Genomic DNA, 19536 nt, shown 5'->3' with positions numbered 1-19536 from the left:
GAAATCTCTCCTGTTTATCTGGGTACTTTTCCTAATGTCCGACTCAACAACGAACGTTTTAATACCGGAATATTATCTGCAACCATTAGGCTGATATTTCGACCAACCAGAGTAGGAAGCCATGTATTTGAAAAGGTATGAACCAACGACGACGTCAAATTAATGGTTTGCTCCTGATCGGCCTCCCGACGTTTCTGGTAACGGCTTAAACAGCGGTATTCGCCAAAATCATCACCCGAATAGTGAATCATTTCATCCACCAGACTGGCAACATCCCGGATTCCCAGATTAAATCCCTGTCCGGCAATCGGATGTAATGTCTGAGCAGCATTTCCGACAGCAGCAACCCGATGGGAAATTTTAGATCGCCGGACGGTCAGTCCTAAAGGATACAGGTGTCGTATACCTGTACTTTTAATTTTACCCAGACGCCAACCAAATTGTTTTTGTAGTACAGACAGAAATTCATCGTCACTACTGTCCATCAAAATTTCAGCTCTGTCGGGTGTGACGCACCAAACCAGAGACATGCGTTTATCCGACATTGGTAGCATTGCGACCGGACCTTCGGAAGTAAAGCGTTCGTAAGCAACTCCGTTATGATTTTTTTCCGGTACAACATTAGCAATGATGGCGACCTGACCGTAATTTTCAAACTCTGAATCTATTCCTGCAAGATGGCAACATTCCGACGCTGTACCATCCGCGGCAACAAGCAGTTTACTACGAATCCAATTACCACCGGATAATTCAATATCGACGGCATTTTCCTGCTGGTTAAGGCCAGAAATCGCACTAGGGCATATCAGTTCTATATTGCTGCTTTTCTTTAACTTGTTATTGTATATCTCACCAATTTTAGCAAGCTCAACAACATACCCTAAAGCAGGAACATGAAGTTTCTCAGCCTCAATACCCGTCATACCGGCATGACCCTTATCCGAAACATGAATGCGTTTAATCGGGGTTGCCACTGACTCTATCTCTTCCCACAGTCCAAAACGATCCAGAATGTCTCTTGTTCCTAAAGAAAGCGCAATTGACCGGGCATCAAACCCACCGTTCTGACTCGGATCAAAGGGATTTGCTTCCACTACAGCTATTGACAAAGATCTTTGTGCCTGCCGGCTCAGTGCCAGAGCAAATGTTGCTCCGACAACAGCACCACCAGCAATGACAACATCATAGTTTTTCACTCGATACCTTTTTAATGAAGTGTTGGTTTGTTCTCTGCCTGTTCAGATCGTGCACCCAACTCGGAATGAATGGTCAGAACACAGGCTTTAATATGTTCAATAACCTGCTCTAGTAACAAAGCCTGTTCTTCCAGATCATCTTCTTCATCAATGCCCAACTTACTTATCTCTTCCAGATCAGACAAAGCTTCTTTTACATCGGGTTTTGCCCGCTTACTGTCAAAACCGATTAAGCCCAGTCCTGAGATAAAATGGTTAACCCAGTCACACACACCATCAGCAAGTTCGAATAAAGAAGCGGTTTCATCAGAACGGGGAATCAACAAAGAAACCGTCAGAGAATCTCCCATCAGCTCCTGCGCAGAAAATGCCAATAACAGCTCAGCTTCTTTCAAAGCACTTACAGGCCACCCCATTCCGTCATTGGTGTAATCAAATAAAATAGCCTGCCAACTGCTATCATTGAGTGTTAGTCCCCCGGCAAGCATACCAACCAGCAACCCATGCGCCTCTGCAGGGGTGACGGACAACGATGCGCCAGATAATACTGACTGAAGCGTTAAATAATCAGGAAGTGTTTTTTGACTCATGAGGAATTCATCCGGAAATAAAATCAATCGTACCATTAAGTGTGATTAAGCGGAAATAATGCAACCATCAGGATGACGATGTTTTGAACAAATTGTCCAGTATCTGAATATTTAACTCAGCATTTACCTGCGATGTGAGTGAAATACTTGAATCTTAATCGACGTTTACCTATAGTTTCGTTCTCGGTGGCTCTGTTGATGCCATCCATTTTTAGCGCGTTATGAGTTCATAAACAATGAGTAATCAAGCGGTAGACGTAAAAATCTTAGGTAACATTACAAGAGTGAACTGTCCTGAAGGACAAAAAGAATCTCTGCTTTCGGCAGCTCAGGATTTGGATCATCGTTTGCAAGAAATGAGTGAGCGTACTAAGGTGAACAACGAGGTAAAATTACTCACGATTGCTGCATTGAATATTTGTTATGAACTACAGGTGCAAAAGCAAGAGAGCGAATGTAGTGAACATCGCTTACTGGAACGGATAGAACAACTGAGTTCCTCTTTAGAACAGGCACTTGAGAGAGTCATAAAAGGCCAGCAACAGTAGCCTCTCAGCAAGACAAGAATTTACCCTGGGGTGTTTGTCAGCGGATTACGTCCCTGAGCCGATAAGCAATGCCTAAGGGTCGGTACTTGGTAGCTATTGAGCAAGCTCGGCTCGAACCGAGAAGCCTACGGTTATCATTGCTGACCCGCCTTGAACCAGCTGGTTCAAGGGTCAAAATCTGCGACGGCATCCTGGGGTACCTTATATGAAACATTATTTTTCCCGCCAAGAATTTCGTAAACAAATCAGAGAGAAGCGCCGGTCTTTATCGGATGCAGAACAGACCCGGGCATCCAACCAGCTACTGGAGCAGTGTCTGCAACTCAAAGAAGTTTCTCAGAGCAAACATCTGGCTCTTTACTTAAGTAACGATGGAGAACTCAATACCAGGCCTTTTATCGAATGGTGCTGGAAAAATAAGAAGCAGGTCTTCATTCCGGTTATTCACCCTTTTTCCAAAGGACAGTTACTCTTTTTACACTATCATCCTGACTCACAGTTAATTCCCAATCGTTATGGTATCAAGGAACCTAAGCTAAGAAAAAATGACATCATTCCGGCCCATGAACTGGACATCATCTTTACACCTTTGGTTGCTTTTGACCGACGAGGCCACCGTCTGGGAATGGGAGGCGGATATTATGATCGGACACTGGAACCCTGGTTCAGGACGTATAAAGGGGCAAAACCAATCGGTATCGCCCATGAATGCCAGTTTATAGAAGAACTGCCAATCGAATCGTGGGATATCCCTTTACCAAAAATCATTACCCCAAACAAAATATGGTGTTGGGAATAAACCATGATTGTGGCTATAATCACGCCTCAGAATTTACTGTTACCCGGAGATGGACATGACTCAAGATGAAATGAAAAAAGCAGCAGGTTGGGCTGCTTTAAAATACGTCACAAAAGGCGGAATTATTGGCGTAGGCACCGGTTCAACCGTTAATCATTTTATCGATGCATTAGGTTCTGTAAAAGATGAAATAAAAGGCGCAGTTTCAAGCTCCATCGCATCAACAGAAAAGCTCAAAGAGCTGGGGATTCAGGTCTTTGACTGCAATGATATTGAAAAACTGGACGTCTATGTCGATGGTGCAGATGAAATCAACCCGACAAAAGATATGATCAAAGGTGGTGGCGCCGCGCTTACCCGTGAAAAAATTGTTGCCGCTATTTCTGAAAAATTTGTCTGCATCGTTGATGACACCAAGGGCGTTGATGTTTTGGGTCAATTTCCTCTGCCGGTTGAAGTCATTCCTATGGCCAGAGAACAGGTTGCCCGCGAACTGCGCAAACTGGGTGGTAATCCGGTTTACCGGGAAGGCGTAATCACCGATAACGGTAACATTATTTTAGATGTTCAGGATATGCAAATCACCTCACCTAAAGATATGGAATACAAAATTAATAATATTCCCGGCGTTGTAACCAATGGTCTGTTTGCTCACCGGGGAGCCGATGTTGTCATCACAGGAACTCCTTCCGGAGCAAAAATCGAAGAATAATTTGTATTTTTCATACGTTTTTTTAACAAACGGCGCTCAAACGCGTCGTTTTTCTTTTTTAACAAAGAAAATTATTGCTTATGACGTAATTTTCTTACCAATCCAGCCTTTTTTTTGGTAATTTATTGCACAGAAGACGCGCAAGGAAAACGTTTGCGTAGCAGTAAAAGCTTACTTTATTGCATATAGATAACCTGTGCGCCTCGTGTTGCCCACCTTTCGATAGTTTAAGGACGAGAATAATGGCCAAAGTTTCACTGGAAAAAAACAAAATTAAAATTTTACTTCTTGAAGGCGTATCATCTTCTGCTGTAGAAGCCCTTCAATCCTCTGGCTATACCAATATCGAGTATCATAAAGGGTCCTTAAGTGGAGATGAACTGATCGAAGCGATTAAGGATGCACACTTCATCGGTATCCGCTCACGCACAAATCTGACTGAAGATGTGCTGAATAAAGCGAAAAAACTGGTAGGAATTGGCTGCTTCTGTATTGGTACAAATCAGGTTGATTTAGATGCCGCAGCAAAAAGAGGTATTCCGGTATTTAATGCACCGTTCTCCAACACCCGGAGTGTTGCTGAATTAGTGCTGGGACAAATTATTCTGCTGTTACGTGGCGTGCCTGAAAAAAATGCCCTGGCTCACCGCGGTATCTGGAAAAAAAGTGCCGATCACAGCTACGAAGCCAGAGGTAAAAATCTGGGTATCATCGGTTATGGTCATATCGGTACTCAGCTTAGTATTCTTGCAGAGAACCTAGGCATGAGTGTTTATTACTATGACATTGAAAATAAACTGTCTCTGGGTAACGCAATTCAGATACCAACAATGAAAGAACTGCTGAACAAATGCGATGTTATCTCTCTTCATGTTCCGGAAACACCTGAAACCAAAAACATGATGAGTACAGAACAATTCAGAGAAATGAAACAAGGTTCTATCTTCATCAACGCCGCAAGAGGCACTGTTGTTGATATAGAAGCACTCGGCTCAGCCATAGAAACCGGTCATATCGCTGGTGCAGCTGTTGATGTATTCCCAACAGAACCAAAAACTAATGCGGACAAATTTGAGTCCCCTCTGGTTCAGTTTGATAATGTTCTTCTGACACCTCACGTAGGTGGTTCAACTCAGGAAGCACAGGAAAACATCGGAACAGAAGTCGCGTGCAAATTAGCGAAATATTCGGATAATGGTTCAACATTATCCAGTGTAAATTTCCCAGAGGTATCGCTTCCAGCACTTCGTGAATGTTCTCGTCTGCTACACATTCATGAAAATCGCCCTGGTATTCTGAATAAAATTAACACCTATTTCGCGGAAGAGCACATCAACATTGCAGCCCAGTACCTGCAAACCAGCCCAACCATCGGTTATGTTGTTATTGATGTGGAAACAGCCCGTTCAGAAGAAGCGTTGAAAAAACTGAAAGGCATTGAAGGTACCATTCGTGCCCGAATCCTTCATTAATCCAGCTTTCTGATCAAAGAAGAAAAGCCACCTAAGTTGAAGGTGGCTTTTTTAATGCCTACGTTTTGGAGATTAATAACACAGACAAAAAGGCCTCAGGGTAGAACTGAGGCAAATATTCAAAGGACCAAACTCAAAATTTATCTAACCATTCATTACCAGATTAGGCAACCAGGTAACCAGATCCGGGAAACACATACAGATGATAAGAACAACAAACTGCACCGTAATAAATGGCAACACCGCTTTATACAAATCCATCATGGTGACACCTTTAGGCGCAATACCTTTAAGGTAGAAAAGTGCGAATCCATAAGGAGGTGTTTGTACCGCAATCACAATATTCAGAATCATCAGCACACCAAACCAGATCGGATCGTATCCCAGAGAAACTGCCACAGGGGTAAAAATAGGTGCACACATAAGCACGATAATGAATTCATCAATAATAAAGCCAAGGAATAGCATAATAACCTGGAACATCATAATGATAACGATCGGTGGAAGATCCAGTCCTTTCGCAAACCCGGAAACCATTCCCTGAATGCCCATCAGCAGATGGAAATTACTAAATACCGATGCGCCCATGATGATCCACATCGCAACACTTACCAGAATCGCAGTCTGAGCGCCAGCTTTCTGAATCATAGCAGGTTTGAAACGTTTAAATAAAATAGCCAGTAACACGGCACCAACAACCCCAAGCGCACCAGATTCTGTCGGCGTAGCGATACCAGCAATGATACTTCCAAGAACCACAACAATCAGAGCAAAAGAAGAAGCACCATCACGAACAGTTTTAAACAATTCGTATCCTTTTGGTAGTTCAAAATCAGCAGAATCCGAATCAAGAGGCGCTCGCTCAGGTTTGATCTTACAGGAAATAATGACATAAGAGATCAGCATAATAACCGTAATTAAAGCAGGAACCATCGCTCCCAGGAACATCTTACCTACAGAGTTATGGGTTGAAGAAGCAAACATGATCATCGGTATACTAGGTGGAATCAGGATTCCAAGAGATCCACCAGCCATAATAACGCCTAATGCTAATTTCTTGTCATAACCGCGGTCGAGCATCGGTTTCAGAGCAATACTACTTGATGTCATAATACCGGCACCAATGATACCAACCATTGCACCAATCATTGAACACACGCCGATAACACTGATCGCCAGAGAGCCACGTAAACGGCCAATAGCCAACTGGCTGGCGTTAAACATCGCATCGCCAATCCCCGATCGGGTCAGGATCTGGCCCATATAAATATACAAAGGGATCGCTAACAGAATAAAGTCAAAATAAGTACTCTCTACTGTGGTCGGAACAATGTTAAATACTGCATCCCCCCAAACTAGGTAGCCGACTGCCATGGCAATACCACCTAATGCCAAGCCTACCTGAGCCCCTAACACAAATGCTGTCAGGATACAGGCTAAAAGAAGCAGGGTTAACGTCTCAATTCCCATCTGGACTCTCCTTGTCAAAAACAGGCTTTTCTAACTGATGGCTATCTACTTTGAATGGCTGATCAGAGATATCATTCACTTCATGATCCTCTATCATCAGATCTTTTTTCGTTATTAAATAATAGATATTGCTAATTAATTCAGTGGTATACTGGGCAATGAAAATAACACCGGAAACGGTGATCATTAACCAGAAATGATGCATTGGCGGAGCCCACTCACTTTTGGTTTTATAACCAAATTTCAAGGCATCAAGGAACATTCCAAAACAGGTCTTAACCATGACGGCCAGGAAAAATATTGCTAAAAGAGCCGTGATTACATCAAAAATTCTTTTGGTAGTTTCCGAAACTTTCCCATAAACAATATCGACATTAATATGCGCTTCTCGTTGCTGCGCATAGGCACCACCAAGAGCGGCAATATATCCGAACAAAAATAGTGAGCTGTCATATCCCCAGATTGTCGGTTGATCCAGAATATATCGGGCAAACACTTCAAAAGAAACTATCGCAGCCAGAACAGGCAAAAGATAAGATACCGATTTCCCGATTATTCGAACAATATACTGAACAAGGTTGCAGTAACCTCTTAATATGGATTGAATCATACTACTAACACTCCAACGAGATAAGGTGAGCATTGCTCACCATATCATTTCCCTGTTACTTCTCTTCTTTCTCTAAAATATCAACAAGTTGTTTAGAGTAAGGATCTTCTTTCGCATACTGTTGTGCCAGTGATTTACCAGCGTCTTTCCATGCTTTCTTATCGGCTTCAGATGGTGCAGGGCTCCATTTCAGACCTTTCGCTTCCATCTCTTTAACTGCCTGAGATTCCCAAAGTTTAGATTTAGTAATCTGCTCAATGGCGTGCTCAGCAGTTGCACCTTTAACAATGGCTTTCAAATCATCCGGTAATTGATTCCATGCTCTTTGGTTTACAATGATAGGCAATACCTGAGCACCGGCAATAGGCATTGGGTACATGTATTTAGCAACTTCCACGTGGTTACCATCGCGGTGGTCGATCATGTTAGAACCAATAGAACCATCAATTACACCGGTTGCAAGGGAAGTATAGATTTCACTCCATGCCAGAGAAACCGGAGAAGCACCTAAGTTACGCAGGAATTTACCATAAGCACCCGGAGCACGGATTTTCAGACCTTTAAAATCAGCAACCGAATTAATCGGTTTTTTAGTGATAATGTAAACCGGTGGCTGAATGTACGGTTCTAACCATACCAGACCCTGCGATGCATAGGCTTTTTTAAGAACTTTACCCCATCCGCGTTCGTGGAACAGTGTCATCAGTTCGCCGACATCAGATGTGCCGCCCGGAAGGCCAACTTCCACAACACCTGCAGGGAATTCACCCGCATTCATAGGCTGGAAAGGTGCACCCATAGTGATAAGACCAGATTTAACAGCATTCAGGATACCAGAACTACCAACACCCTCACCTGAATATAAAACCTGAACCGCAATACGACCATTCGACATCGTTTCAATATTCTTCGCAAGGTCTTCATAAACCTGACCAAATGCCGTACCACGCCCGTATAGATTAGCAAAGCGCCAGTTAAAATCTGCAGCGAAACTTGACGCTGATGAAGCCAGTGCACTTACGCCCAAAGTCACTGCTAATACCGCTTTAGCGAGTTTCTTTCCCTTTAAACTGAACATAGAGGTATCCTCTTTTCCTGTATCGTTACTCATTTGTTATTAATTTGTTTCACCAACAATATGAAGAAACAAATGTTAAACCGATAGAACCAATATTAACATTCTAATGGTACCAGTTACAAAAATGTTGCTGGTACCACACCTTTAAGTTAACTGGTACTTATTTTCTTACGGTCTCTGGATCTAACATCTGTGAATCAGCTAACAGAAGAGATACAAAAATGGACCAAATTGTTAACAAGACTCTTCTTCAATCGACTTGTGACTCGAGTGAAGATGCCATTGCGGTGTTAAATCCAGCAACAAATGAAGTCCTTGCCTATATCCCATCTGTACCAACAGAAGGAATTGTTGGACAGATAGAAAAATCAAAGAAGGCACAAAAAGCCTGGCAGGAACGTTCCGCATCTGAACGTAGCATCATTTTAAAGCGCTGGTATGATCTGGTTGTTGAGAATTCAGACGACCTAGCCCGAATCATGACTCTGGAACAGGGAAAACCATTGCAGGAAGCCAAAGGTGAAGTTATGTATGGCGCATCCTTCATACAATGGTTTGCCGAAGAGGCTAAAAGGACTTACGGAGATACCATTCCTTCTCCCACTTCCAACAAACGCCTGATGACCATAAAGCAGCCTGTCGGTGTCGCTGCCGCTATTACTCCATGGAATTTTCCAATTGCAATGATAACCCGTAAAGCAGCGCCGGCGCTTGCCGCTGGATGCAGTTTCATCATTAAACCAGCAAATCAGACGCCACTTTCAGCCTACGCTGTAGCAGAACTGGCTTATCAGGCTGGGGTTCCAAGAGATCTGTTAATTGTCGTCAATAATCACTCTTCAGTTTCAGTGGGTGATATTTTATGTACGCACAACGATATTAAAAAACTATCTTTCACTGGCTCAACACAGGTAGGTAGTCACTTACTCAAACAAACGGCTGAAACCATCAAAAAAACATCAATGGAACTTGGCGGCAATGCACCATTTATCGTATTCGATGATGCCGACATTGATGCTGCTGTAAAAGGTGCCGTTGCATCTAAATTTCGTAATGCCGGGCAAACATGCGTATGCGCAAACCGGTTCTATGTTCAGGAAACGGTTTACGATGAGTTTGTAAAAAAATTTGCAGCCGCTGTTTCAGAAATGAAAGTAGGAAATGGTACTGAACCCGGCGTCGAAATCGGACCGCTTATTGATGCCAAAGCGAAAGATAGTGTGCTTTCTTACATTGAAACAGCAAAATCCCAGGGCGCCAAAGTGATTTTAGGTGGTGAAGACTTAGGTGGACTTTTCGTTTCACCAACCATTCTGACCGAAGTGACTCAGGATATGGACATTGTTCAGACAGAGTTATTTGGTCCGATTGCCCCCATTATCCGGTTTAAAGATGACGACGAACTTGTCATTAAAGCGAACGATACCATCTATGGGCTGGCAAGCTACTTTTATACCAATAAATTAAACCGTGCTTTCACTATTGCTGAAAAACTGGAATACGGCATGGTCGGCATTAATGAAGGCATTATTTCAAATGAAGTTGCGCCATTCGGTGGTGTAAAACAATCTGGCTTTGGCCGTGAAGGGGCAAAGCAAGGTATCGATGAGTACCTCAATATTAAATATCTATGCTTTGGTGGTTTTTAACCCATTTCAAATCAAAGCCGTAGCTATCAAAGATTGTAAAGGGAAAATATGATGAAAATCATAGGAGAAAACGGAATGTTAAAAGATCAATTACCTCAAGTAAAAGTTGCCCTTCCAGGCCCTAAAACCCAAGCTCTTCAGGAAAGAAGAAGTAAGGCAAATCCCAGTGCCATTCGCTGCATTTATCCTGTCGCGATGAAAAGAGCTGAAGGCGCAATGATTGAAGATCTGGATGGAAACTATATTCTTGACTGGATTGGTGGCGTCGGCGTATTGAACATTGGTCACTGTCATCCGGAAGTAGTTGAAGCAGTAAAAGAACAATCTGAAAAATATTTCCATGGCATGTTCAACATTGTCACTCATGAAGGCTATGTTGCACTGGCGGAAAAATTAAATGAAATTGTTCCTGTCAAAGGAAGCGAAAAGAAAACTTTCTTTGCCAACAGTGGCGCGGAAGCGGATGAAAATGCCGTAAAACTGGCCAGAGCTTATACAAAACGACCTAATGTCATTGTTTTCTCCGGTGCATTCCATGGTAGAACACTACTGACCATGTCAATGACATCTAAAAAAGCTTATGCAAAAGGCATGGGACCTTTCCCTGACGGTATCTATCGTGCTGAATATCCTTATCTGTATCGTGCAGAAAAAGAAATGAATCAGGAAGAAATGCTGGCTTTCTACAAACAAAAAATTGAAAAAGTGTTTGAAGAAGCATCTCCGGCAAACGAAGTTGCTGCCATTGTTTTAGAACCACTTCAGGGTGAAGGCGGATTTGTTCCTGCACCAGTCGCATGGGTTAAAATGCTCAGAGATATTTGTGACAAAGAAGGCATCCTGCTTATCGCAGATGAAGTTCAGACGGGCTTCTGCCGAACAGGTCGGATGTTTGCAACAAACTACTGGGCTGAAGCCGGTGTTTATCCTGATATTGTCGCAACAGCAAAATCAATCGCGGGTGGTGTTCCTTTGAGTGCTATTACAGCCAGTGCTGAAATTATGGAATCCGCTCCGGCAGGAACCATTGGTGGTACTTATGGTGGTAACGCTCTGGCTTGTGCCGCATCTCTGAAAGTTATCGAGATAATGGAACGTGATAATCTGGCAGAGCGCGCTCAGGAAATCGGTTCAATTGTCACTGAACGGTACTCTAAATGGATGAAAGAAAGCCCATACATTGGTGATATCCGTGGCTTAGGTGCGATGATAGGCATTGAGTTTGTAAAAAATAAAGCAACAAAAGAACCTTATCCTGAGATGGTCAACTACCTGATTGAAGAATGTACATCTCATGGCCTTATTATCGAAAATGCCGGAACTTATGGAAACGTAGTTCGCTTCCTTGCTCCTCTGGTCATCACAGATGAACAATTAGAAGCTGGCCTTTCTATTATGGAATCCGCCATAAACAAATTCAGCGCTCAATAAACACTGAATGATACGCCTCCGGCTCCCATTGCAAATGGAGCCGGAAATTTTGTATCCCCAGCTCCCTCAATTTACCTATCGCTTTGAATGATTGATATAGCATCAACCTCATACCGAATTTGCAATACAGTCAACAAGGTCACCATACTGGCAAGATGTTTGCTTGTACTCACAATGATCACGAACCAGACTGAATCACAATGCCCGAAGACCGGAGAGTGTTGTTCTGATAAGAACTTATTAGAATGCAAAAACACGCCCCATATTGGTGATAAGCACCACTTTAGTGCAAACAAAGTTAACTATTTCTTCTGACATGTGATGTACAAGGTAACATAGTTATCCAATTCCGGCTTACTTTATCAACCAAACCGGAAACCGTTCTAAAAAGATCAAGCTGCATTAAGTTGGAATAGGTAATCGTAGTATATGTTAAGCCATTACATTCACATTAATCACAACAATGATCGGACCCTACAGGACCAAATCAAGGGCAGCATTGCAAAGGCGATTTTTGACGGCTTCATTCCCAAGGAAAACAGCCTGATTTCTTCAAGAAAGCTGGCTCAGGATCTGAGTGTATCCCGAAACACCATTTTGCGTGTCTATGAGCAGTTAACCGAGGACGGCATTCTGGTCTCAGTTGAACGCAAAGGCTACTTTGTGAATCCCAACCTGGAAATAGCGGCTCCGACTGCCAGTGGTACCAAACCCTATGTTCATACCGCACTCGACTGGTCTCGCTACCTGAATACCGAACATATTACATCCGCTTATACCGCTAAAGATCTGAAACATTATAAATATTTATTTGTCGGTGGCGCCGTAGATGAGGATCTTTTCCCAGTGATTGAATGGCGGAAATGCAGCATACAATCGCTCAACCGGACGAACCATCAGTCATGGACTTCAAATAACTCTGACTACCATGATTTAATTGAACAAATTCGTACCAGAGTCCTGCCCAAGCGGGGAATATTTGTCAATGCAGATCAAATTGCCATTACTCATGGCTGTCAAAACAGTCTTTATTACTTGTCGAAATTATTGATCAATAAAAAGACAACGGTTGCCATTGAAGATCCGTGTTATCCGGAAGCTTTGCACCAGTTTCAGGCACAAAAAGCTAAAATTTTACCCATTGAAGTCGATGAGCAAGGCATGACAATCGATGAGCGACTGCAGAATGCCCAAATTATCTACTCAACGCCAAGTAATCAGTTTCCGACAACCGTTCGCTTGTCTCCGGAACGACGCAAGGAACTGATCCGATCTGCAGAAAAACATGATTTTCTGATTATTGAAGACGACTTCGAACACGATGTCAATTTCATGGAGAACACCTCCCCTCCACTCAAAGGCGAATACCCCAGCGACCGGATTATCTATATTTCCAGCTTCACATCAACCATTGCTCCGGGCCTGCGTATTGGTTACATCGTGTCCGCACCACCTTTAATTGCTCAGATAAAACGAATGCAGTTAAGGTCACACAGTCTGCCACCAAAAAATAATTGCCAGACATTAGCTCTGTTTTTGAACCTAGGATATTACGATGCATTAATGCAAAAAATGCTAAAACGTTACCGTGAGAAGTGGCTAACAATCGAAAAGGCCATGAACCATTATTTCCCACAGTCCGGAGTCACTCCTTCGCTGGCAGGAACAGCTTTTTGGATAAATTACAAAGAAGGATTTGATTCAGAAAAGCTGGAACGATTAGCAGAACAGCACGGTATCTTAATCAATAGCGGCTCTCAGTATTATTATGACCGAAAGCACAGCAACAGCTTCCGGCTCAGCTTTCAATCCATAAAGAATGACAATATAAGGGAAGGAATTGCGTTACTGTCCCGTCTGGCTAAAACCATCATGCCGATAGAAAGACTGGATGAATGCCAGACAGCTCCCCTTGATGGTAAAGCCATCCGGGAACTACTAACGGGTAAGACCATGTTAACCAAAGACTGCTTCAACATTCCCTACCGTATTACCTATCAACCCGATGGGAAAATGACCGGATTATCAGACAGACCTAACGATACCGATGAAGGGTATTGGTGGATTGAAAATAACAAGCTAATGTACCAATGGCGAAACTGGCAGTTTGCCGATATCCGGCGCATTACGGTGGTCATAGACGATGACAAATTAAAGCGGTTTGATGAAGAAGGATTTTATATTGGCGATGCGACCCTGATTGTCTGACTATATTTATACAAAAGGCCAGCACTTTTAAACGCTGGCCTTAATATAATCTGGCTTTTCGGTTATCAGGCTTTCAGTCCCCTTTCACCTCTTGAAATACCAACAATACCACTGCGGGCAACTTCTATTACATCCGTCATTTCAGACATGACCTGGACAAATGCATCTAACTTATCAGTATCCCCCGTCATCTGTACGGTATATTGCGATGCAGTAATATCAACGATCTGTCCACGGAAAATATCTGCTGTTCGCTGAATTTCAGCACGAATGGCCCCGGAGGCTCTCACTTTAACCAGCATTAATTCTCTTTCAATATAATCGAACTCAGAGACTTCCTGAACTTTTAACACATCAATCAGCTTATGCAGTTGCTTTTGGATTTGTTCAAGCTGGACATCATTGGTCTTAGTCGTAATATTCAACCGGGACAAAGTTGGATCATCCGTTGGAGATACATTCAGCGTTTCAATGTTAAAAGCACGCTGAGAAAACAGACCGACAACCCGAGACAATGCACCTGGCTGGTTTTCTAATAATAGTGAAATAATATGTCTCATTAGGTTCTCTCCGTTTTGCTCAACCACATTTTATCCATACCCTCGCCTTTAATTTGCATTGGGTACACATGCTCAGTTTCATCGACACTAATATCCACAAACACTAAACGATCTTTGAGATCCAGTGCCTGTTGTAAGCCTTCTTCTAATTCTTCAGGCTTTTCAATTCGGATACCGACATGTCCATAAGCTTCTGCAATTGCCGCAAAATCAGGAACCGAAGTCATATAAGAATTTGAATGGCGGCCCTGATAAATAATATCCTGCCACTGTTTCACCATTCCCAGGAATCGGTTATTCAGATTGATAATTTTTACTGGAATATTGTATTGCAATGCTGTCGACAACTCCTGAATATTCATTTGAATACTACCATCGCCGGTAACAACAATGACTTCTTCATCAGGATTTGCAAACTTAACCCCCATCCCAGCCGGAAGGCCATAGCCCATCGTGCCCAATCCCCCCGAATTAATCCAGTGACGAGGCTTATTAAACGGATAATATAACGCAGCAAACATCTGATGCTGACCGACATCAGATGCAACGTATGCATCACCATTGGTCAGTTTATAAAGCGTTTCAATAACCTGTTGTGGTTTGATTCTGTCTGAATTTTTTTCATAGGATAAACACTGACGATTTCGCCACTGCTGAATTTCAGTCCACCAGCTCTCAATCTCTTTTTCATTGTTTGAACCACCATGCTCGGATAAAAGACGCAACATAGTATCAAGGACTTTATCGGCAGATCCGACAATCGGTAAATCGGCATGAACATTTTTAGAAATTGATGATGGATCAATATCAATATGCATGACTTTGGCATTCGGGCAATATTTTTCCAGATTATTCGTCGTTCTGTCATCAAAGCGGACACCGATACCAAAAATTAAATCAGCATTGTGCATCGCCATATTGGCCTCATAAACACCATGCATTCCCAGCATACCTAGAGAGTTCTTATGCGTACCAGGAAAAGCACCAAGTCCCATCAGAGTACTGACAACCGGTAAATTAAGAGATTCAGATAATTCTAAAATCTGTTTATCCGCTTCTGAAATAATGGCACCACCACCAACGTATAAAACAGGCTTTTTAGCAGCGAGTAGCGCATTTAATGCTTTTTTAATCTGGCCTTTATGCCCGGCTGTAGTTGGGTTATATGAACGCATTTTGATGTTTTCTGGATATTCGTAAGGAAGCTTGATTTGCGGATTCATCACATCTTTTGGCAAATCAATAACAACCGGTCCCGGACGACCCGTTGATGCAATATAAAATGCTTTCTTAACAATCTCTGGAATGTCTTCCGCTTTCTTAACCAAAAAACTGTGTTTTACAATCGGACGGGAAACCCCGACTATATCACATTCCTGAAAGGCATCATTACCAATTAGATTGGTTGCAACATTTCCTGAGATAACAACCATTGGAATAGAGTCCATATAAGCGGTTGCAATGCCGGTGACCGTATTAGTGGCACCAGGACCTGAACATACTAATACAACCCCAGGTTTGCCGGTTGAACGGGCATAACCATCGGCCATATGAGTAGCAGCCTGCTCATGACGGACAAGAACATGTTTTATATTTTCGGTTTTCGCGTGAAGTGCATCATAGATATCGAGTACGGAACCTCCTGGATAACCAAAGATTTGTTCCACACCCTCTTCGATCAGAGATTGAACGACCATCTCTGCGCCGGATAGCATTACCATATTGTCTCCTTACCAATACTCTTATCAGCACGGTCAGCTAATAAGATTGGTGATTCATAGTCTAGGGCTTATTCGTAGCCTACTTACTGAAATAATCGTATTTCATCAGCTATGCATATCAAGGCTGTAACGCCTCAAAATGTAGTAAGACTTTACCTCGATACTCTCTTCAGATCTAACACGACATTTATCACACTTTGTCGGTAATATCGGGAATAGACAGAAATACAAGATAAATTACTAACCAATAAATAATGAGCAGTTGTTAACCTTAAACAAAAAGAAAAATAAAGTTTAAAATTTCACAGCATTTAACCTCATTCTCTAAAATTGGCAAATAAAAAAAACAGAACCTTCTTCCCGGAAGACTCTGCCCTTTTTAACTTCGAATGACTATCCACTAAATAATCAGAGATATTCAGCTTTTTATTTAACTAGTTCACCACATATTTTAAGTAATTGCTCACGTAACCAGCAATGACCTTTGTCTTTTTCACTGGAACAATGCCAGCTCAAAAATCCAGAAATTGTTGAATGTTCAAATGGAGAACGAATAATCTGTAATGAATCTCTGTTTGGAGAGCTTTCAACAAGCCAACGAGGCACAATGGTAATAAGTTCAGACTGGCTGACAACATAAAGAACGTTGCTCAGACTGGTACCTTCATAATGAGAATGGCAATCCAGATCACGATAAGCCTGTTCACTGAAACTCCTGATACCATAAGTTTGAGAAAGCATTGCATGACTTTCTGACAAGACCTGTTCCTGAGTAACACTTCCCTGAATTCTAGGATGAACTTTAGAAGCAACAATCACTAATTCATCTTTAAACAATTCAGTACTTGCAAAGCCTTCCTGATCAAACTTGGCATAATCAATAGAAAAATCTACTTCCTGATAACGCAACCGATCCATCAAATGGCTGTCAAACTCAGCTTCCAGGTGCATTTTTACGTTTGGAGCCTGCTCATGTAAGGTAGAAAAAACCTTTGGTGCAAAACGCAAATCGTTCGGACTACAAATAGCGAGATTGAATGAACGTGTTGATGACTCCGGAACAAAAATAGAATTAGGTAATTCATTTCTGATTAATTGCAGTGCCTGTCTGACCGGACCAAATAATTGCCGGGCTCTTTGGGTCGGTTGAATACCACGGCCCTGGCGCATAAACAGTTCATCATTAAACATAACTTTAAGGCGTGCAACAGCATTACTTACTGCGGGTTGTGACATGCCAAGATTATGGGCAGCACGTGTGATATTTTGTTCCTGCATTACGGCATCAAATACCGTTAACAAATTAAGATCGACACTTCTTAAAGTGCTTTCCATTCTATGGCTATTTAGCGACTGAACAACTTCATTTTTATCTAACATCGGAGGGACTCCTCACACGAGAACATGAAAATCCAATTCACATTCTGAATAATTGTCTAAGTAATTGTATTAATACTTCTGAGATATATTGATTTTTCTGATATATCGTCAGCGAAATACACTATCTTTCAATTAGTCAGTAATAAGCAACTAGATTGACAAAATCTCATCATTTTTTATATTTTTTATAAAAAATACCATCTAAAACAACAAGTTAAAAAAATATAAAAAAATATAAAAAAACCGTATTTATATTAACCCTTCCAACAATTCAGAAAATAAATAATTCAACTGTTCCAAAAAAGTCATTTCATTCATATAAAAAATAAATTGTAATAACTAATTATTATAAGAAATAATATTAATCTAGTTGATTGATGCGTAACTCGGAAAGTCTACCTGTTTCCATAATGAACGACATAAATCCAGATAGTTGTCCCAATTCCCAGCGATAACCCATTCGGCAATCGCCTCAGCAACATTTGGGTAAAACACTTTTTCTCCAACCTTCTCATCTAACCAACGCCTTACAACAACAGGATCAAGAGAACCCATCGACGAAGCTAATCCCAGCATATCCAAAGTAGCAACATTACTTTGCTGTTCAAACTGCCCACCAAGCGGTTTAAGCAGTAACTTTTTCCCTAAAGCCATCGCTTCAGATGGTAATTCAAATCCACCATTAGCAATAACTCCAGCACAGGCATGAAGATATTCCTGGAATAGGTTATGGGAGGGAGAGAAAAAAGTGATATTCCCCTGTTTTTCATACTCATTTATATCTGGATGAAAACAGATAAATTGATGATTAGTGAAGCGAGACAATAAATCATAAATTTCACTAACACATTCGAAAGGAAGATAAACAAGAATAAACCCCTTATTCTCATTTTTATAGCCACTATGATTTACGATCGGAGGTAAAATCGGTTGATCAAAATGGTACCAGTGAAGGCCTAGATAATGACTTGCAGGAGCAAAACTGGTCAGAATTTTCTTGTCTAGCCACCCGGCTCCTTTTGAAGGAACTGAATACCGAAAAGCATTTTGGTGACTAAGACTAATGCATGTTCTATTCTGTAATTTGGCAGCCCAGGCAGTCACTGGCTCAAAATCATTCAGAATCAAATCATAAGAAGAAAGGTCAAGCCGCCGAATATCCTGGAAGAGAGTGTACACGTTATTTTTTAACGCTGTCTTCAGATAATTAATCCCCCCACCTTCAGAAATAAAGGTCAGTCCTTTTTTAACCTCATACTCACCAAAACAGTCCATTGAAAAATATTTATCAGGTGCTCTGCCAGAAAACAGATAATCCACTTCTACCGGATATTTACTTAAAGCCTGGCACATGCCCCTAGCTCTGGCTATATGCCCATTTCCTGTTCCTTGCACACCATATAAAATCTTCAAACAAACCACTCCTCAAAACCAATCAACCCCATCTGAGCACAACATAATCCCAGTAAAATACCTATCGCAATATCGGTAAAAAAATGCACACCAAGTAGTATTCGCGCCATACCAACACAGCAAGCCCATGTAAAAGCAAACACGGAAAATACGGGATAATAAAAACTAATAATTGATGCCATCAGAAACGCGGCTGTGGTATGGCCGGAAGGCAAGCTAAAACGATCTGAAGGCGTAATGTAGGCCGTAACCTGAGAAGAAAATTCTTGAGGTCGTCTCCTTTGAAACGCTCTTTTAAGAAAAATATAAGAAGGTAATTCAATCGCAAAAGCAATAATACCCGTGATTAAAAAAGCCTGCCCCCGGGAACCATCAAAAAGATAAGCATACAGACCAGCCAATGCATATAAGTGGCCATCTCCGGAATGAGAGATCCATTTACTCATTTTGGCTATTTGCTGATAAAAACGGTTTTGTAAGCAAAATAAAGAGAATGCAAGATCAAATCTTACTATAGGTTCCATAACTCTCATCGTTCATACCTCCTCACTTATATACAGAAAAGTTAAAGTGTGAAGATGACAGGCAAGTGATCTTTTTTTTTCTCAGAGATGAACTTTCCCCCTTAACTAAAGCATAAAAAGAAATAATGCAGTGATAAAATCGACAATTGAATAAATATACAATAAAAAAAACAAG

General features: G+C 41.7%; 17 protein-coding genes and 1 other RNA gene. 8 read left to right on the top strand and 10 right to left on the bottom strand.

Annotated elements, in window-relative coordinates; genetic code table 11:
* Positions 1-14 precede the first annotated feature (14 nt).
* Both ubiH and LRQ06_RS09450 read right to left on the bottom strand, forming a co-directional pair.
* The gene (ubiH, locus tag LRQ06_RS09455) at positions 15-1196 is read right to left on the bottom strand and encodes a 2-octaprenyl-6-methoxyphenyl hydroxylase (protein WP_232766104.1); all 1182 of its coding nucleotides are present in this window, start codon (positions 1194-1196) and stop codon (positions 15-17) included.
* Between the two features lie 11 nt (positions 1197-1207).
* Complete coding sequence (locus LRQ06_RS09450; RefSeq protein ID WP_232766103.1) at positions 1208-1786, bottom strand: YecA/YgfB family protein; 579 nt, start codon at positions 1784-1786, stop codon at positions 1208-1210.
* A gap of 236 nt (positions 1787-2022) precedes the next feature.
* Here LRQ06_RS09450 and LRQ06_RS09445 point away from each other — a divergent pair, with 236 nt between their 5' ends.
* From LRQ06_RS09445 to serA, 5 genes are all read left to right on the top strand, one after another.
* Entirely contained in the window at positions 2023-2334 is a 312-nt protein-coding gene (locus tag LRQ06_RS09445) for a cell division protein ZapA (RefSeq protein WP_232766102.1), read from the top strand.
* A gap of 19 nt (positions 2335-2353) precedes the next feature.
* Positions 2354-2536, top strand: a non-coding RNA gene (gene ssrS, locus LRQ06_RS09440) — 6S RNA.
* A gap of 3 nt (positions 2537-2539) precedes the next feature.
* The gene (locus LRQ06_RS09435; protein ID WP_232766101.1) at positions 2540-3133 is read left to right on the top strand and encodes a 5-formyltetrahydrofolate cyclo-ligase; all 594 of its coding nucleotides are present in this window, start codon (positions 2540-2542) and stop codon (positions 3131-3133) included.
* A gap of 55 nt (positions 3134-3188) precedes the next feature.
* A complete protein-coding gene (gene rpiA, locus LRQ06_RS09430) occupies positions 3189-3845 on the top strand; it encodes a ribose-5-phosphate isomerase RpiA (protein WP_232766100.1) in 657 nt (218 codons plus the stop codon).
* 242 nt (positions 3846-4087) lie between these two features.
* The gene (gene serA, locus LRQ06_RS09425) at positions 4088-5317 is read left to right on the top strand and encodes a phosphoglycerate dehydrogenase (RefSeq protein WP_232766099.1); all 1230 of its coding nucleotides are present in this window, start codon (positions 4088-4090) and stop codon (positions 5315-5317) included.
* A gap of 144 nt (positions 5318-5461) precedes the next feature.
* Here serA and LRQ06_RS09420 read toward each other — a convergent pair whose 3' ends face one another.
* From LRQ06_RS09420 to LRQ06_RS09410, 3 genes are read right to left on the bottom strand one after another with little or no spacing between them, the layout of a single operon-like run.
* The gene (locus LRQ06_RS09420) at positions 5462-6787 is read right to left on the bottom strand and encodes a TRAP transporter large permease (protein ID WP_232766098.1); all 1326 of its coding nucleotides are present in this window, start codon (positions 6785-6787) and stop codon (positions 5462-5464) included.
* Complete coding sequence (locus LRQ06_RS09415) at positions 6777-7397, bottom strand: TRAP transporter small permease subunit (RefSeq protein WP_232766097.1); 621 nt, start codon at positions 7395-7397, stop codon at positions 6777-6779. Before LRQ06_RS09415 ends, LRQ06_RS09420 begins: the two co-directional genes overlap by 11 nt.
* 55 nt (positions 7398-7452) lie before the next feature.
* A complete protein-coding gene (locus LRQ06_RS09410; RefSeq protein WP_232766096.1) occupies positions 7453-8475 on the bottom strand; it encodes a TRAP transporter substrate-binding protein in 1023 nt (340 codons plus the stop codon).
* Between the two features lie 221 nt (positions 8476-8696).
* On the opposite strand from LRQ06_RS09410, the gene LRQ06_RS09405 reads away from it, so the two are divergent.
* From LRQ06_RS09405 to pdxR, 3 genes are all read left to right on the top strand, one after another.
* Entirely contained in the window at positions 8697-10124 is a 1428-nt protein-coding gene (locus tag LRQ06_RS09405) for an NAD-dependent succinate-semialdehyde dehydrogenase (protein WP_232766095.1), read from the top strand.
* A gap of 75 nt (positions 10125-10199) precedes the next feature.
* Entirely contained in the window at positions 10200-11555 is a 1356-nt protein-coding gene (locus LRQ06_RS09400) for an aspartate aminotransferase family protein (RefSeq protein WP_232766094.1), read from the top strand.
* A gap of 429 nt (positions 11556-11984) precedes the next feature.
* On the top strand, positions 11985-13763 hold the full coding sequence (gene pdxR / locus LRQ06_RS09395) for a MocR-like pyridoxine biosynthesis transcription factor PdxR (protein ID WP_232766093.1): 1779 nt from the start codon (positions 11985-11987) through the stop codon (positions 13761-13763).
* A 65-nt stretch (positions 13764-13828) separates the two neighbouring features.
* Here pdxR and ilvN read toward each other — a convergent pair whose 3' ends face one another.
* From ilvN to LRQ06_RS09370, 5 genes are all read right to left on the bottom strand, one after another.
* On the bottom strand, positions 13829-14323 hold the full coding sequence (ilvN, locus tag LRQ06_RS09390; RefSeq protein ID WP_232766092.1) for an acetolactate synthase small subunit: 495 nt from the start codon (positions 14321-14323) through the stop codon (positions 13829-13831).
* Positions 14323-16044 (bottom strand): acetolactate synthase 3 large subunit, encoded by a 1722-nt coding sequence (locus tag LRQ06_RS09385; protein ID WP_232766091.1) that lies wholly within the window; start codon positions 16042-16044, stop codon positions 14323-14325. Before LRQ06_RS09385 ends, ilvN begins: the two co-directional genes overlap by 1 nt.
* A 426-nt stretch (positions 16045-16470) precedes the next feature.
* Positions 16471-17424, bottom strand: coding sequence for a transcriptional regulator LeuO (gene leuO, locus LRQ06_RS09380; protein ID WP_232766090.1), 954 nt, complete (start codon positions 17422-17424; stop codon positions 16471-16473).
* Between the two features lie 366 nt (positions 17425-17790).
* Entirely contained in the window at positions 17791-18837 is a 1047-nt protein-coding gene (locus tag LRQ06_RS09375) for an MJ1255/VC2487 family glycosyltransferase (RefSeq protein ID WP_232766089.1), read from the bottom strand.
* Positions 18834-19370 carry a phosphatase PAP2 family protein gene (locus LRQ06_RS09370; RefSeq protein ID WP_232766088.1) on the bottom strand — a complete coding sequence of 179 codons (537 nt, stop codon included), beginning with the start codon at positions 19368-19370 and terminating at the stop codon, positions 18834-18836. The genes LRQ06_RS09375 and LRQ06_RS09370 overlap by 4 nt, the downstream gene beginning before the upstream one ends.
* Positions 19371-19536: the final 166 nt, after the last annotated feature.

This window comes from Vibrio salinus (assembly GCF_021272385.1).
In the GTDB taxonomy this organism is placed as follows: Bacteria; Pseudomonadota; Gammaproteobacteria; order Enterobacterales; family Vibrionaceae; genus Vibrio; species Vibrio salinus.
This window is presented reverse-complemented; position numbering and strand designations above follow the sequence as displayed.

Bases quoted from the DNA above. Each gene is read 5' to 3' on its own strand.
- leuO (WP_232766090.1), bottom strand. From the start codon at position 17,424: ATGTTAGATAAAAATGAAGTTGTTCAGTCGCTAAATAGCCATAGAATG.
- LRQ06_RS09400 (WP_232766094.1), top strand. From the start codon at position 10,200: ATGTTAAAAGATCAATTACCTCAAGTAAAAGTTGCCCTTCCAGGCCCT.
- LRQ06_RS09410 (WP_232766096.1), bottom strand. From the start codon at position 8,475: ATGTTCAGTTTAAAGGGAAAGAAACTCGCTAAAGCGGTATTAGCAGTG.
- LRQ06_RS09405 (WP_232766095.1), top strand. From the start codon at position 8,697: ATGGACCAAATTGTTAACAAGACTCTTCTTCAATCGACTTGTGACTCG.
- LRQ06_RS09370 (WP_232766088.1), bottom strand. From the start codon at position 19,370: ATGAGAGTTATGGAACCTATAGTAAGATTTGATCTTGCATTCTCTTTA.
- LRQ06_RS09385 (WP_232766091.1), bottom strand. From the start codon at position 16,044: ATGGTAATGCTATCCGGCGCAGAGATGGTCGTTCAATCTCTGATCGAA.
- LRQ06_RS09450 (WP_232766103.1), bottom strand. From the start codon at position 1,786: ATGAGTCAAAAAACACTTCCTGATTATTTAACGCTTCAGTCAGTATTA.
- LRQ06_RS09435 (WP_232766101.1), top strand. From the start codon at position 2,540: ATGAAACATTATTTTTCCCGCCAAGAATTTCGTAAACAAATCAGAGAG.
- ilvN (WP_232766092.1), bottom strand. From the start codon at position 14,323: ATGAGACATATTATTTCACTATTATTAGAAAACCAGCCAGGTGCATTG.
- pdxR (WP_232766093.1), top strand. From the start codon at position 11,985: ATGTTAAGCCATTACATTCACATTAATCACAACAATGATCGGACCCTA.
- rpiA (WP_232766100.1), top strand. From the start codon at position 3,189: ATGACTCAAGATGAAATGAAAAAAGCAGCAGGTTGGGCTGCTTTAAAA.
- LRQ06_RS09420 (WP_232766098.1), bottom strand. From the start codon at position 6,787: ATGGGAATTGAGACGTTAACCCTGCTTCTTTTAGCCTGTATCCTGACA.
- LRQ06_RS09415 (WP_232766097.1), bottom strand. From the start codon at position 7,397: ATGATTCAATCCATATTAAGAGGTTACTGCAACCTTGTTCAGTATATT.
- LRQ06_RS09445 (WP_232766102.1), top strand. From the start codon at position 2,023: ATGAGTAATCAAGCGGTAGACGTAAAAATCTTAGGTAACATTACAAGA.
- serA (WP_232766099.1), top strand. From the start codon at position 4,088: ATGGCCAAAGTTTCACTGGAAAAAAACAAAATTAAAATTTTACTTCTT.